Below are 15,511 nucleotides of genomic sequence, written 5' to 3'. Positions count from 1 at the left end.
CTAGATTTGTTTTGAAGTTCGATGAATCTACGCTTCGCTCCGATTTCTCCTCTCTCTTACTTATTTTCCTCTCTTAAAAGGCTAACCAAACGCTCTGTTAATCTCTTGCGTCCAAAATACTGCAAGCCCATGGCGTGTACTTTTAATTGATTATGTTGATATTGTTCAAAATATTGAAGTAGAATTTCTCGAATTTTATCTTTTTCACTGTAAAGTGCATTTCGTCCAACATTCGTTTGTTCGATAATTTCAAAAAAGTCAGATTCCTCCGGACCAATAGCCAAAATAGGGCGTTCTGCTGCCATATACTCAAAGAGTTTCCCCGGAATAATTGCTTTTGTATCATCCGAATCAATTTCAACCAAGAGCAATACTTGAGAAGCTCGCATTTGCCTCAAAGCTTCTTCATTATCGACATATCCTCTATTATCTGTACATGCTAAGAGTTTAAATTCTTCAATTGTACGCAGCACATCATCGCTGATCTTGCCGATCAACTTCAGTTCAAATGCATCGTGAAAGGCTTTATTTTCTCTTCTCAATTCACTGATGGCCTTCCACAAAACCCTTGGATTTCGATTGGAGAGAAAAGAACCAATATGAGCCAACGTAAATTTTTCATCTAGGGGAATTTTTCCTAGATGACTAACATCATACCCATTGGTAATAATCGCAATAGGCTTATCCGTTTTAGTTTCGAATTCTCTTCGCGTTGTTTTACTTGTTACAATCAACTGATCAGCTGTGTTTAACACCTCTTTTTCAAGTGCTGCGTGTTTGCTTTTAGATTGATCTGATAGTTTAAGTTCCTTGTGGTAACCTATTGTTGTCCAGGGATCTCTAAAATCCGCAAACCATTTTACATTCAGTTTTTTCTTCAGCGCTAATCCGATCAAGTGAATACTATGAGGCGGACCAGTTGTTATGATTGTATCGATATCTGGATGCTTTTTTAAATACGCATACAAATAGGAAACAGAAGGTTTTACCCAACCGACACGCGCATCAGGAATAAACATATTTCCTCGAATCCAAAGCAGTAATTTGTCCCATTTAGATTGATTTCTCTCTTGTGGAATCATACCAGAACTCATCGTTTGAGCGCGCTGTCCACCTATTCGCTTAGCCAAGGAATACGGTTCTTTAATTTTATGCTTCAATACAGTTACCGCAGGATCAACCTCCAATTCTAACTTGGTATCAATCAGCGGATAATTAGCCCCATCGGGTACATACACGATCGGTTCTATATCAAAATCGGGTAAATACTTTACAAACTTCAACCATCGTTGTACGCCAGGTCCGCCTGCTGGTGGCCAATAGTAACAAAGGATGAGTACTTTTTTCTTTTCTTTTTTCTTTTCCATTTCAAGTCATTGACCGCATTTATTTTTCTTTTCTTTTTGTGCTTGTTCGTGCAATTGCTCCTACTGAAAGCAATACAATGAGTATGCTACTAGCCAAAGCGATTCGACTACCTGTTTGCACCACTTGAGGTTCAAAACTAAATTCGATCGTGTGCTTTCCTTTTGGAAGCTCGATGGCGCGTAAAACATAATCTACCGCTAAAATAGGCACTTCTTGCCCATCCACTTTTGCAATCCACCCGTGTGGGTAGTAAACCTCCGAAAACACAGCTAAACCATCATTAGCATTTGCTGCTTCATAGGTTAACTGATTGGCTTTATAAGATGTCAGCTTGATTGTCGCTAGCGAATCAACAACATAGGTATCAGCAAGCGATTGCTCAAAATCGCGTGTATTGAACACCGCTGTTGTTTTGGTATTAATCGTTTTCAACGCTTCCATTTCTTGATCAGCGGTAGTTACTTTTTGTACAGCCGATACAAACCAAGCATTTCCATTCGCTTCTGTATTAAGCATCGCTACGCTTCTTTCCTCTTCATCCGCCTGAATAATATACTTCACGTTCATCATATTAAAGACCGTCATTGGGTTGCTCTCCAATTGATAATCTGCTAATTGCTGAATTCTCCTAGGCTTTGCTGCATGATACCCACCTAGAGAATGATGAAAATAAGAAGCTTTAGCACTGTTCAATCCCCCTTGCGAGTCAAATACTCTGAAGTGCGTTGGATCGTTCAAAATTTGCTTATCTGCCTGTGTGATATCAAAAGGTTCCTCCATTTTTCGAGTTGAAACAAATGATTCGTCGTTGACGTATTTGCGATCTACCATTACTAAATCACCGACCAACAGTAGCCCTACTATAACTAAAGCATACCTTTCTTTTATTTTGTCTTTAGCTAAGACAAATAGAACAGCAGCCGTAGCTAAAATCAAAAGCAAAGATCGAATTAGGTCACTGGTATACATCGCTTTGCGTTCTTCAATTAAAGCACGTACAAAACCAGGTCCTACTTCTCCATAAGCCATGCGATAGTAATCGTCATTTAAACCTGAAAAAGAAAGAGTCCCTTTGATGAAGAATAGCAAGATTAACAAGCCACCTACGACCAGACTCGTTTTCTTTAGGGCTTCAATTTTTTGTTTTTGTTCGAGTTTAAAATAGTTGTATAACCCCAGTATTGCAAGTGCAGGAACACACATTTCCAAGATAACTTGGATGGAAGATACTGCTCTAAATTTGTTGTACATCGGTACAAAGTTGATAAAGAAATTCGTTACGACCGCAAAGTTTTTCCCCCACGATAGCACAAGGGCTACAAGAGCTCCAATAAAAAAAATGTATTTGAGGTTGCGTTTTTCAGTAAACATTCCCAACACAAAAAGGAAAAAAACGACAGCTCCAATATAAGCAGGTGCAGCTACGATAGGCTGATCGCCCCAATACGTTGGAGCTTGCTTACTCATTTCTTGTGCTTGTTGAGGACTTGCCCCCATCGACACGAAATATTTTGAAATAGCGTTGTCTTTGTCTAATTTTTCATTGTTTGCCCCTCCGGTTAATCGTGGAGCAATTAAATTTAAGCTTTCAAAAATACCATAGCTATAGGCTGTGATATATTCATAGCTCATTGCATTAGAAGATTCTTTTGGCGATCCATCCGGTTCCAAAGTTAATTCACTGGATCCACGAGTACTAAATTGAGTATATTCTGCTGTGGCCATGATATTGGTTGCATTAGCACCAATACTCAATATCCCAGCTCCAAGCAAGATGGCATATGCTATTCCCAAGCCTTTCCAATCCTTCTCTTTGATGTATTCCCAGGTATATACCCCTGCTAGAACAAGTAAGAAAAGCAATAAGTAATACGTCATTTGAAAGTGATTCGCACTAATTTCAAGTGCAGCTGCCACGACGGTTAAAATTCCACCTGCTACATATTTCTTTCGAAAAACCAATACTACTCCTGCAACAACTAGGGGCATATAAGCGATAGCATGTGCTTTAGCGTTGTGTCCGACACCTAAGATGATAATTAAATACGTGGAAAACCCAAAAGCTAAAGATCCAATAAAAGCCTTTAAAGGCCGAATTCCCAAAACGAGTAGTAAGCCATAGAATCCGACAAAGTACAAGAATAAGTAATCTGCAGGACGCGGTAAAAAGCGAATAGCCGTATCTAAGTGCTTAACAAAATTATAGGGGTACTTAGCGCCTAGTTGATAGGTTGGCATCCCACCAAAAGCACTATTGGTCCAATAGGGCTCTTCGTCAAATTCTGTTCTAAAATTGTTTTGCTCTTTCGCCATTCCCGTATACTGTACAATATCAGACTGATAAATGACTTTATTCTGTAAAACAGGGGAAAAATAGAGTAAAGCTACTACGATAAAACCAACCAACACCAATAGATGTGGTACATACTTTTTTACTGCATTCATGCTATAAAATTAACTTTGCTGTGAGTGAATTCTGTTCAATTAGCTAAAGTAAGTAATTTTAAGATTAGATAAGGAGTTTTGCTTTTGGCTTTTTTGTGTTTTTGCGTTTTTTCACAAGACGAGAAAATAAGTAATAAAAAATGCCCCAAAAGTGATGAACTAATTGGGGCATTTTTGCTTTATTATTTTTTTATTTTTTATCAACTTCTTCAAAGTCGATATACTCTCCAACAACTTTCGTCGAACGTGGAAATTTATCTTTTCCCGTCGATGTTTGATTATTGAAATTTGATTCTTCTTGAGTTGCGCTATTTTGTTGATAGAAATCTTGCTGTTGCTGTTGAAAATTACGTTCTACTTTTTTTGCCATTTTATAGACAAAAAGGGGAAACAAGTAACGCATCGCCAATTTAAAAGCATAATAGATCACAACTATAATGACTAATGTTCTTAAAAAACTTCCAAATGATGCTATATCCATACTTTACCTTTTTTCCAAAAATAGCAATTATTTCAATCATGCAATACTGTGAATTCTTAAATAATTGATAAATTAAACCTAGTCGTGCTCAGCCTTCCACGCTTTATACCCTCCTGCTAATTCAATCACCTCAAATCCTTCTTTTTGCATCTTTGCTGCTGCTCCTGCACTTCGCTTACCAGATTGACAGAAAATATACACGGGTTGCGTTTTATCTAACTTCTTTATTGTTGTTTCAAAGTCATCTCCTAAATAATCGATGTTCACTGCATTGAAAATTGTACCTTCTTGATACTCTTTGGGTGTACGTACATCAATTAATTGTATTTTTTTCGCTGTTATTTGCTTCTCAAATACGGTTGGACTTACTACTTCTTTTGCTTTAACTTCCTGAGCATTAACCTTAAAAAAGGAAAACATTACTAGTAATGCTGTTAAAAAACTATTTTTCATAGGGTATTTCATCTAAATATTTTTATTCAAGTGACAAATATCAGTATTATTCGATTTTGTTCCTGTTACATTTGTTACAAATATACGAAAAATGGCTACCCCTCTAATTCAAAAATACAATGTTCCAGGACCTCGATACACGAGTTATCCCACTGTTCCCTATTGGGATGAGACTACTTTTTCTCGTGAAAAGTGGCTCAAAAGTGTTAAGGAAACTTTTGACAAGACTAATTTAAGTGAAGGTATTAGTCTTTACATTCACTTGCCGTATTGTGAGAGTTTATGCACCTTTTGCGGTTGTCATAAACACATTACCAAGCGTCATGAAGTGGAAGTACCTTATATTCAAGCACTATTAAAGGAGTGGAAGCTGTATTGTGAGCTCTTAGAAGATAAACCGCGGATTAAAGAGATTCACTTAGGCGGTGGTACACCTACTTTTTTCGAACCCCGACAGTTAGAAATTTTACTAACGGGTATATTGGCTCGTGGGATAAAAGCAGAAAATTACGAATTTAGCTTTGAGGGTCACCCTAATAATACAACGAAAGAGCATTTACAAACTTTATATAACCTTGGTTTTCGAAGAGTTAGTTTTGGCGTACAAGATTATAATCGCGAGATACAGAAGGCCATAAATCGTAATCAAACGTTTCACGATGTCGCTAAAGTTACTCTTTGGGCCAAGGAAATGGGCTATACCTCTATTTCTCATGATATTATTTTTGGTTTGCCTTTTCAAAAAATAGAGCATGTTATTGATACAATTGAAAAGACCAAATCGCTTTCGCCGGATCGCTTAGCTTTTTACAGCTATGCACATGTACCGTGGATAAAAGGCAATGGGCAACGCGGTTTCAAGGATGAAGATGTACCCAAAGATGAAGAAAAGAGAAAATTATATGAAATAGGAAAAAAACTACTGGAAGAAAAAGGGTATAGCGAAATTGGGATGGATCACTTCGCCTTAAAAACAGACAGCTTATACAAGGCAATGAATACCAATGCTATTCATCGAAACTTCATGGGATATACTTCGTCTAAAACTGATTTGATGATTGGATTAGGGGTTTCCTCTATTAGTGATAGTTGGACAGCTTTTGCACAAAACGAAAAACACATTGAAACCTATTACAAATTACTCGCGCAAAATGAAATTCCTGTAGTTAAAGGTCATATTTTAAGTGAAGAAGATTTGATTATTAGAAAACATATCCTAAATTTAATGTGCAATCTTAAAACAGACATTAGCAGTGATTTAGATTTGATTAATTTCACTCCTATTTTAGAGGAGTTAAAAGAAATGGAAAAGGATCAATTAATCACCATCAAGGACCAGGTCATTACTGTAAATAAAGCAGGTCGAGCATTCGTTCGCAATATATGTATGGCATTGGATTTGCGTTTACAACGCAATAAACCAGAGCGCGCTTTGTTTTCTATGACGATTTAATTTGAATGATATGAATAAAAAATTTGAGAAAATAACCACCTATTTAGTCCTATTCCTGTTGGTTTATGGTATCTATCAATTAGACATGGAACACCTTTGGTCTATACAGGTCAATTGGTTTTCTTTTCTAGCTTTTGCAATCTTCTTGTGTTACTTAGTCTTTTCTTTAAAAAAGGCAGCCAAACAACAAGATTTACAAAAGGAAAAATAAAAGCAGCATAGGTAGTTGTTATACTATAACGCATGAACATCATACTAATGATAAAAAAAAGGAGAGCGAATGCTCTCTTTTTTTATAACTCGATTTAGTACCATTCCATTAAAGAAATTCCAACGCCAATTGTCGTTTGATTCCAGTTGTAGTCAATCAAAGATTCACCGTATCCATTATTGACAACAAAGAATGCTTTGAGGTTATTCTTAATGGGATAGGTGTACGTAAATTCATGAAATCCCTTGTAATGGTCATTTAAACGCATATTGTTTCGCATCATGAACGTAAAAACCTGTCCATTACGCTGGTACGCCACGGTTAATTCCCCCTTTCCGTAGTATTCCGTAATACTTGCATTGTCGTCACTTTTATTCTTTTCCTTCAATCGCATCCAAGGTTTAACCATAAAAGTCCAATCCTTGTATTCCATTCCCAGGTGAAAAACCAAGCGATTCCAACTTCTAGAAGTAGGCTGGCTCTTTCCATTGGATTGGTGATTAAACGCCACTCCAGCCATTTTGAATTTCAGATTATCCCAATTGAAATCCAACGGATAGTTGAAAATAACTTCTGGCTCGTAATTTAACTCGCGAAAAGGTCTTGAAACCTTTTCATTATACGCTTGCCAATTAGCCGTTTGCGTAAAAGCCAACCAAATATCACCTTTACCAAACAAAAGGCCTTCTGCTACTTTAGTTTTAAAACTCAACTGAAAGCGAATTTCTGTTTCATTGTAGTCAATCGCATCGGGTCTGCCCATATGCTCACTATAGCTAAATGGCTGAGCATTGGGTTTACTTGACCAACGAGCGGGTAAGAGATAAATAGGCTTATATGGAGAAATTGTAAAAGTATTTCCCTTAGCTGTTGGAGATAAATCCCATCGTTCAGTCAACGAGTGCACCTCTTCCGTATCGAATAAATTATCCTTGGATGGCGTTTGCCCATAAGCGCTACAAGCAGCGATTAGAGCTAATCCTAAAACTTGTCTATAGTTTCTCTCCTTCATGTGTTCCTATTAGTTAGTATCCTTTTACACGCTTGCAGCTGTTGTTATTTTAACTAAAACAAGCTACTTTGTCCATCTTCATCAATAGTGATATCTGGCATATCTTCTAACTCATAGGTCGTTGTCTCTTCCTCCTCTTCTATTTCTTCATAGGGTAAAGACTCCAAATGATCAATTTGTTTGACTTTGTCCGTCGTCAATTGATTACCTAAAGCTTTAATTCCCCTAACAGCTATAAACTGCTCTAAATCAACAACTAAACTTTCTTTCTGAACCCCTTTTACTTTTAAAAAAACAACTTCTATCCTCGGGCGATAGTCTGTTGAAACCAATTCCAATTTTGAATTCTCGTGTTCCGAAATAAAGATTTCCTCTCTATTTTCATTTTCGACAACGAAGCGTTTCACATAGTATCTCGTTTTCTCACCATCGTAGTAAACAGCAGAAATAGGTTTTGTTGGCTTCCATTTTTCCAAGACAATCATATCCTCTTCAAAATGTGTAGTTAATTCAGGAATGACGGTTTTCAGCTTACCGCTTTGCGTGATAATCAGCAGTCGATCTTCCGGCTTAAATTCACCTAATAGCTCTCCTCTACCTTCTACGTTTAATCGTCTAACTGTATCATCATACCAAATTTTGCGCGGACGCAACGTGGAGATTCCCTTTTCTTTAAGTTCAATTTTTTTAATGGCATATTTTGTCACCAAATTTCCTTTGGCAATACGCCCTTTGATCAGTAATTCGGCAAAGTCTAGATCAAACTTTAACTTCTTCACATTGCTCAATTGACGCAACAATATGGTTACCACTTCTGCTTCGCCATTGGGATTAGCAGAAAAATACAAGACTTGAGAACCTGGATTACCTTGAGTCAAATCATACACTTTATCACGTGTAATACTCATCACATTAAAGCGTTTGATATAAGAAGGTCCAGATTTCCCATCGCGGTAAATCAAGTTGTAAATGGTTCGTTTATCATTTTTTGCAAATACATCAATATGGATAATATCCTTACCAACGAAGCGTTTTTCTTCTACTTTGGAAATTACCATAGAACCATCGCGTAAAAAGACGATGATGTCATCGATATCCGAACAGTCACAAACATATTCATCTTTGCGCAGTGAAGTACCGAAAAACCCTTCTTGTCTATTGACATACAGTTTAGTATTTCTCAAAACTACTTTAGTAGCTTCGATGGTATCAAAACTTCTCAATTCTGTTTTGCGTTCTTTGCCTTTACCATACTTCTCTTTTAAATTAGTAAAGTACTTAATGGCAAAATCAACGAGGTGCTCTAAATTGTATTTTACTTGTTCGATATCACCTTCCAGTGATTCGATTTGTTGATTGGCTTTATCAATGTCAAAACGCGAAATACGCTTGATTCGAATTTCCGTTAATCGAATAATATCTTCTTGAGTAACAGCTCTTTTCAGGTTAACCACAAACGGCTTTAATCCTTCATCAATAGCTGAAAGCACCCCTTCCCAAGTTTCTTCCTCCTCAATAGCGCGGTAGATTCTGTTTTCGATGAATATGCGCTCTAAGGATAAGAAATGCCATCTCTCTTCTAGTTCATCAAGTTCAATTTCAAGCTCTTGTTTAAGCAAATCCACCGTTTGATGCGTAGAGCGTTTTAGCATTTCCGAAACTCCAATAAAGAGGGGTTTATTGTCTTGAATAATACAAGCCAATGGAGCGATCGATGTTTCACAAGCAGTAAATGCATACAAAGCATCAATCGTTTTATCTGGAGAAGTTCCCGCAGGCAGGTGAATGAGAATTTCAACACTTGCTGCTGTGTTATCTTCAATTTTTCTAATTTTCAGCTTCCCTTTTTCGTTCGCTTTTAGTATGCTATCAATCAACGAGGTAGTAGTTGTTGAAAACGGAATTTGAGTAATGACTAAGGTATTTTTATCCAGCTGAGAAATTCGCGCACGCACGCGAACACGCCCACCTCTTAACCCATCGTTATACGCAGAAACATCTGCGATTCCCTCCGTTGGAAAATCGGGAAACAAGGTAAAAGGTTTGCCTTTTAATATTTTTATTGAGGCATCAATGAGCTCTAAAAAGTTGTGTGGCAACACTTTGGTTGACAATCCCACTGCAATTCCCTCTGCTCCTTGTGCTAGTAGCAAAGGAAACTTAACCGGTAAATTGATTGGTTCATTGCGACGACCATCATAAGAAGATTGCCAATGTGTAATTTTAGGTGAATACAATACTTCTAGGGCAAACTTACTCAAACGCGCTTCAATATAACGCGAAGCAGCAGCACCGTCACCCGTTAAGATATTCCCCCAGTTTCCTTGCATGTCGATCAACAACTCCTTTTGCCCCAATTGCACCATAGCATCGCCAATACTCGCATCACCATGTGGGTGATATTGCATGGTATGCCCCACAATATTAGCTACCTTGTTGTATCGACCATCATCTAACTCCTTCATTGAATGCATAATACGGCGTTGAACAGGTTTAAAACCATCCTCAATTGCCGGTACAGCACGTTCTAAGATTACATAAGAAGCATAGTCCAAAAACCATTCTTTGTACATGCCTGTAACCTTGGTAATCGTCTCTTTTTCTTCTTCTTCCTCCTGTAATTCCGTATGATCTTCTACAAAATCCTCCTTTTCGAGGTTATTGGGTTGGATATCGTCCTTTAGGTTATTGTCATTCAAATTATCTTCCGTACTCATAGCTTATTCTTCTACAACATCAAGTTCAACTTTCAAATTATCGATAATAAATTCCTGTCTATCTGGTGTATTTTTGCCCATATAGAATTCTAACATCTTTTCGATAGACATCGATTTATCAAGCATTACAGGATCTAGGCGTATACTCTCACCAATAAAGTGCTGAAACTCGTCTGGTGAAATTTCCCCCAACCCTTTAAATCGCGTGATTTCCGGTTTGGGTTTTAATTTTTCGATCGCTGCTACGCGTTCTTCCTCACTATAACAATAGATCGTTTCTTTTTTATTTCTCACGCGGAAAAGTGGTGTTTGCAAAATATACAAATGTCCTTCTTTAATCAATTCAGGGAAAAACTGCAAAAAGAACGTAATCAACAACAGGCGGATGTGCATACCATCGACATCGGCATCCGTTGCGATTACAATATTGTTGTAGCGCAAGCTTTCAAAATCTTCTTCAATATCCAAAGCAGCTTGCAACAGGTTAAACTCTTCATTTTCGTACACAATTTTTTTGGTCATTCCATACGAATTCAAAGGTTTACCACGCAAACTAAATACCGCTTGTGTATTGACATCTCTAGATTTTGTAATCGATCCAGAGGCAGAGTCTCCCTCTGTAATAAAAAGGGTACTCTCTAAATATCTTGGGTTCTTGATATCGGTAAAGTGCACGCGACAATCGCGCAATTTACGGTTGTGTAAACTGGCTTTTTTCGCACGTTCTTTGGCAATTTTACGAATTCCAGACAATTCTTTGCGTTCGCGTTCTGCTTGTAAAATCTTGCGCAACAAAGCATCAGCAATATCTGGATTTTTATGTAAAAAGTTGTCCAACTGCGTCTTAACGAAGTCATTGACAAATGTACGCACCGTAGGTAAATCAGGTCCCATATCCGTAGATCCCAATTTCGTTTTAGTCTGCGATTCAAATACAGGTTCTTCAACTTTCACAGAAATCGCTGCAACGATAGACTTGCGAATATCGGACGCTTCAAAATTTTTGTTGTAAAATTCTTTTAACGTACGAACCAATGCTTCTCTAAATGCACCTAAATGTGTACCTCCTTGTGTAGTATTTTGTCCATTAACAAACGAATAATACTCCTCCGAATACTGTGTTTTACTATGGGTAATCGCCACCTCAATATCATCCCCTGTTAGATGGATGATTGGATACACTTGATCTTCTACATCGATATTTTCATTCAATAAGTCTTTTAATCCATTTTCTGAATAAAACTTCTCTCCATTGAAGATGATCGTTAGTCCTTTGTTTAGGTAACAGTAATTTTTGAGCATACGCTCAATATACTCCTTGCGATACTTGTAGTTTTTAAAAATTTTCTCATCCGCAACGAAGGATACCTTTGTACCTTTTCGCTTGGTTGTTTCGACCAACTCCTCCTCGTTTACTAAATTACCCGCAGAAAAGTCAGCTGCTTTTTGTTGATTCTCTCGAACGGATACAACGCGAAAATAGGTAGACAAGGCATTGACTGCTTTTGTACCAACTCCATTTAGACCAACTGATTTTTTAAATGCTTTGGAATCATACTTACCCCCGGTATTCATTTTCGATACAACATCGATTACTTTTCCCAAGGGAATACCCCGTCCGAAGTCACGAACAGTAACCATTTTGTCTTTTAGTGTAACTTCAATAGTCTTACCTGTGCCCATCACAAACTCATCAATACTATTGTCGATTACCTCTTTAATTAGAATATAAATCCCATCATCAGGGGACGATCCATCACCAAGTTTACCGATATACATACCCGGACGCATACGGATATGTTCTTTCCAGTCTAAAGAACGAATATTGTCTTCAGTATATTGATTTTGATTCTGCATATAAATTGTTGGAATTTGTGCTAAAATACTACTATTTAAGGTAAAATAAAAATGATAAAAATTTGTAAATACCGTTTTTTCGCCTGTTAAACTTTCTATTCTTCAAGCTTTTTGATGGCATTTTTATCAATTTCTAAAGAAAACTCACCGGGTCTAATTCGTTTACCAAATAACAAGGCGTAATTTTTGGTAAATTCGGCTCCAAAATAGAGAATCATCGCTGAATAATAAACCCAAACCAGCATGATAATGATTGATCCTGCGGCACCATATAAAGACGATTTTGCTGTTGTGCCCAAATAAACACCGATACCAAATTTACCAACCATGAACAACACAGCTGTAAAAGCAGCACCAACGAAAGCATCCTTTAGTCGAAGGACCCCATTGGGTAAGGTTTTAAAAATCACAACAAACAAAAGCGTAATAATTAAAAAGACAATAACATTATTGACCACTTGAACCAAATAAATGGTGGATTCAGCAAAATAGGTTGTCAGGTACTCAAAGAGGATACTCGCAAGCGAATTGATCAACAAGCTAACGAGTAGCAAAAAACCAACAGATCCAATCATAGCAAAAGAGAGCAACCTATTTTTCAGTAAGCGAATCATGCTTTTCTCAGGCTTTGCTACGAATCCCCAAATGTAATTAATCGAACTTTGAATTTCAGCAAACACACCTGAAGCAGTAAACAACAACATGGCCACACCAATAATTGTGGGCAATATACCTGATCGGTTGATTGTGACATTATTCATTGCTCCTTCTACTTCTTTAGCAGTATTAGGCCCTACTAACTCACCTACTTGTTGATAAAAAAAAGCAGAAACGTCTTTTTCTTCCAAAAAGAACCCCGAGGCAGAGACAATTAAAATAATTAAAGGAGGTAAAGCAAAAATGGTATAGTACGACAAAGCAGCACTAAATGTAGTTGCTCGATCATCTAAAAAGTCTACGACTGAATTTTTGAATAAAAGCCCAATCTTCTTAAAAGGTATTCGTTGTATCATATTTATTTATAATGCCTAAATATTCCTTGATCGTGTAAGGTCCATAAGGCTGCATTTTGATTTATTCTTTTTAATCCTTGGTTAACCCAGGTATTGCAGGTGTAAAACAAGCTATAACTTCCCTTGGCTTCGTAAAACATGTCTGATTTTCCATACCCTATCGCCTCAATCACTTTGTAGCGCTCTTGTTCCGCTTGAAAGCTAGCGTCAATATAATGTACTAATGCGAGGTATTCGTCTCTCGTTAAGGTTAACTGTACCGTATCTTCTCCTTCTACAAAATAACGATAAGCCGTTACGTGCATTGCTGCATCACCCGTACCTGAAATTGCGCGCAGGGCAGTCGTCAAGCGAAGATCACCCCAGCTTGGAGTATCTAAATAAAACCCGCGATCTCCCCATCCAAAAGCCAACCACTGCGTTCGATTTGAAGGCAACTCGAGTTTTGTTCGCCAATCCATCACTGGATTCACTAGGGGCACAACAAAATCGGTGTGCACGCCATTCGTAGACAAAAAGACGAGTACCTTGTCTTCTGCGGGTTGACTCTCCTTTTTACTTCCAATAACTGGTATCAAAGCCAATGCATAAAAAAGGACTACATACATCAGAACAAATGTAAAAAAACACAGGGTAAACACCCTGATAAAGTGTGCTATTTTTTTTAGCATATTCTAACAATCAAAACTTAAATATACAAAAAAAGAGAGGTTTTAGTAAACCTCTCTTTTTTTTAATTCCGATCTCTTTATGCTTATACGTTAAAGCGGAAGTGCATTACATCACCGTCTTTTACGATATATTCTTTTCCTTCCACTCTTAATTTTCCAGCTTCTTTTACTTTAGCCTCAGAACCAAACGCCACATAGTCGTTATATGCAATTACTTCAGCGCGAATGAATCCTTTTTCGAAGTCTGAGTGAATAACTCCAGCTGCTTGTGGTGCTGTATCCCCAACGTTAATCGTCCAAGCTCTTACCTCTTTTACTCCAGCTGTAAAATACGTTTGTAAATTCAGTAATTTATAAGCGGAGCGAATTAATTTTGACGAACCTGGCTCTTCTAATCCCAAATCTTCTAAGAACATTTGACGCTCTTCAAACGTTTCAAGTTCTGTAATATCCGCTTCTGTACCAACGGCTAAAACAATTACTTCAGCATTTTCGTCCTTAACCAATTCTTTTACTTGCTCTACATAAGCATTTCCAGATACAGCTGCTCCTTCATCGACGTTACAAACGTACAATACCGGTTTCGTTGTAATTAACTGGAATGCCTCCAACAGCACTTCCTCGTCTTGATTCTTCGCTTCAATGGTACGAGCTGATTTCCCAGCCAACAGCGTTTCTCTAATACGATCTAATAAATCTGCTTCTACTTGCGCTTCTTTATTTCCTGTTTTAGCTGCCTTTTTAACTTTTTCTAATCGTTTTTCAACTGTTTCTAAGTCTTTCAACTGCAGCTCAATATCAATGGTTTCTTTATCTCGAATTGGATTTACCTTTCCATCCACGTGTACGATATTATCATTGTCAAAACAACGTAAAACATGGATAATTGCATTACACTCGCGAATATTTCCTAAAAATTGGTTCCCCAATCCTTCACCTTTACTTGCACCTTTTACTAATCCAGCGATATCAACGATTTCTACTGTTGCTGGTAAAACTCGCTCTGGATTCACCAACTCTTCTAATTTTAATAAACGAGGATCTGGCACGTTTACAACTCCAACATTGGGTTCGATTGTACAGAATGGGAAGTTAGCACTTTGTGCTTTAGCGTTTGATAAACAATTAAATAGTGTTGATTTTCCAACATTTGGCAATCCTACAATACCTGCTTTCATATTTTTAGTAACTTATTGTCTTTTTATAATGGTTGCAAATATATTCAAATTTTACATAAATTCTTCTATTCTCCTCCACATTAAAAGAGAGAATAACTTCAAAAGCGTACTATTCTCACTTTTGGGGCACAAGTTTCTTAACTAAGAGAAAGATTGTACTTTTGCGTTAAACTAAATCGATCATTTATGTTACTTGAATCCCTTGAGATAAAAGAAATACAAAACAAACAATACCCTATGCATTTGCTTTTATTAGCAGACGAAACAGTGGAAGCTATTGAACAATATTTATACGAGAGTCGAGTGTACAGTGTGTGGAAAGACGAAGAAGAGCTTGCTGTTTTCTGTCTATATACACAAAATTCCACTTGCCTAGAAATAAAAAACATAGCGGTGAGTACGGCGTATCAAAACCAGCACATTGGCAGTTTTCTACTTCAGCAGATCAAGTTACTAGCCAAGCAACAAAGGTATGAAACCCTGCTTGTAGGGACATCCGATACGGGAGAGGATCAAATCCGCTTTTACAAACGCAATGGATTTGTACCGCACGAAGTACGCAAAAACTTCTTTCTCGATCACTATCCTGAACCCCTATTTGAAAATGGCAAACAAATGAAAGATATGATTGTATTGCAGTTTGCTCTTTGAA

Annotated in this window: 13 protein-coding genes; 3 read left to right on the top strand and 10 right to left on the bottom strand. The window is 37.4% G+C overall.

What is annotated here, in order from left to right; all coding sequences use genetic code 11:
• Positions 1–56: 56 nt before the first annotated feature.
• The 4 genes from ACPDG9_RS08525 to ACPDG9_RS08510 all read right to left on the bottom strand — a co-directional run bounded on the left by ACPDG9_RS08525 (position 57) and on the right by ACPDG9_RS08510 (position 4,759).
• The gene (locus tag ACPDG9_RS08525) at positions 57–1,367 is read right to left on the bottom strand and encodes a glycosyltransferase family 4 protein (protein WP_430527337.1); all 1,311 of its coding nucleotides are present in this window, start codon (positions 1,365–1,367) and stop codon (positions 57–59) included.
• A 19-nt stretch (positions 1,368–1,386) separates the two neighbouring features.
• Positions 1,387–3,813 (bottom strand): YfhO family protein, encoded by a 2,427-nt coding sequence (locus ACPDG9_RS08520; RefSeq protein ID WP_430527336.1) that lies wholly within the window; start codon positions 3,811–3,813, stop codon positions 1,387–1,389.
• A gap of 190 nt (positions 3,814–4,003) precedes the next feature.
• Entirely contained in the window at positions 4,004–4,294 is a 291-nt protein-coding gene (locus ACPDG9_RS08515; RefSeq protein ID WP_430527335.1) for a DUF4834 family protein, read from the bottom strand.
• 78 nt (positions 4,295–4,372) lie between these two features.
• Positions 4,373–4,759, bottom strand: coding sequence for a rhodanese-like domain-containing protein (locus tag ACPDG9_RS08510; RefSeq protein ID WP_430527334.1), 387 nt, complete (start codon positions 4,757–4,759; stop codon positions 4,373–4,375).
• A 79-nt stretch (positions 4,760–4,838) separates the two neighbouring features.
• Between ACPDG9_RS08510 and hemN the strand changes: the two genes are divergently transcribed.
• The gene (gene hemN, locus ACPDG9_RS08505) at positions 4,839–6,200 is read left to right on the top strand and encodes an oxygen-independent coproporphyrinogen III oxidase (protein WP_430527333.1); all 1,362 of its coding nucleotides are present in this window, start codon (positions 4,839–4,841) and stop codon (positions 6,198–6,200) included.
• Between the two features lie 10 nt (positions 6,201–6,210).
• Positions 6,211–6,411: a hypothetical protein gene (locus ACPDG9_RS08500; protein ID WP_430527332.1), complete on the top strand. Its 201-nt coding sequence runs from the start codon at positions 6,211–6,213 to the stop codon at positions 6,409–6,411.
• A 94-nt stretch (positions 6,412–6,505) separates the two neighbouring features.
• On the opposite strand, the gene ACPDG9_RS08495 is transcribed toward ACPDG9_RS08500, so the two are convergent.
• The 6 genes from ACPDG9_RS08495 to ychF form a co-directional block, all read right to left on the bottom strand.
• Positions 6,506–7,423 (bottom strand): phospholipase A, encoded by a 918-nt coding sequence (locus ACPDG9_RS08495; RefSeq protein ID WP_430527331.1) that lies wholly within the window; start codon positions 7,421–7,423, stop codon positions 6,506–6,508.
• A 53-nt stretch (positions 7,424–7,476) separates the two neighbouring features.
• A complete protein-coding gene (locus ACPDG9_RS08490; protein WP_430527330.1) occupies positions 7,477–10,140 on the bottom strand; it encodes a DNA gyrase/topoisomerase IV subunit A in 2,664 nt (887 codons plus the stop codon).
• Positions 10,141–10,143: 3 nt separating this feature from the next.
• Positions 10,144–11,997, bottom strand: a complete 1,854-nt coding sequence (locus ACPDG9_RS08485; RefSeq protein WP_430527329.1) for a DNA topoisomerase IV subunit B — start codon at positions 11,995–11,997, stop codon at positions 10,144–10,146.
• Between the two features lie 95 nt (positions 11,998–12,092).
• On the bottom strand, positions 12,093–13,007 hold the full coding sequence (locus tag ACPDG9_RS08480) for a YihY/virulence factor BrkB family protein (protein WP_430527376.1): 915 nt from the start codon (positions 13,005–13,007) through the stop codon (positions 12,093–12,095).
• Positions 13,008–13,012: 5 nt separating this feature from the next.
• Positions 13,013–13,618, bottom strand: a complete 606-nt coding sequence (locus tag ACPDG9_RS08475) for a DUF2459 domain-containing protein (RefSeq protein WP_430527328.1) — start codon at positions 13,616–13,618, stop codon at positions 13,013–13,015.
• 146 nt (positions 13,619–13,764) lie between these two features.
• Positions 13,765–14,859, bottom strand: coding sequence for a redox-regulated ATPase YchF (gene ychF, locus ACPDG9_RS08470; protein WP_430527327.1), 1,095 nt, complete (start codon positions 14,857–14,859; stop codon positions 13,765–13,767).
• Between the two features lie 186 nt (positions 14,860–15,045).
• On the opposite strand from ychF, the gene ACPDG9_RS08465 reads away from it, so the two are divergent.
• Complete coding sequence (locus ACPDG9_RS08465; protein ID WP_430527326.1) at positions 15,046–15,510, top strand: GNAT family N-acetyltransferase; 465 nt, start codon at positions 15,046–15,048, stop codon at positions 15,508–15,510.
• Position 15,511: the final 1 nt, after the last annotated feature.

The organism is Myroides sp. C6-3, assembly GCF_050522425.1.
In the GTDB taxonomy this organism is placed as follows: domain Bacteria; phylum Bacteroidota; class Bacteroidia; order Flavobacteriales; family Flavobacteriaceae; genus Flavobacterium.
This window is presented reverse-complemented; position numbering and strand designations above follow the sequence as displayed.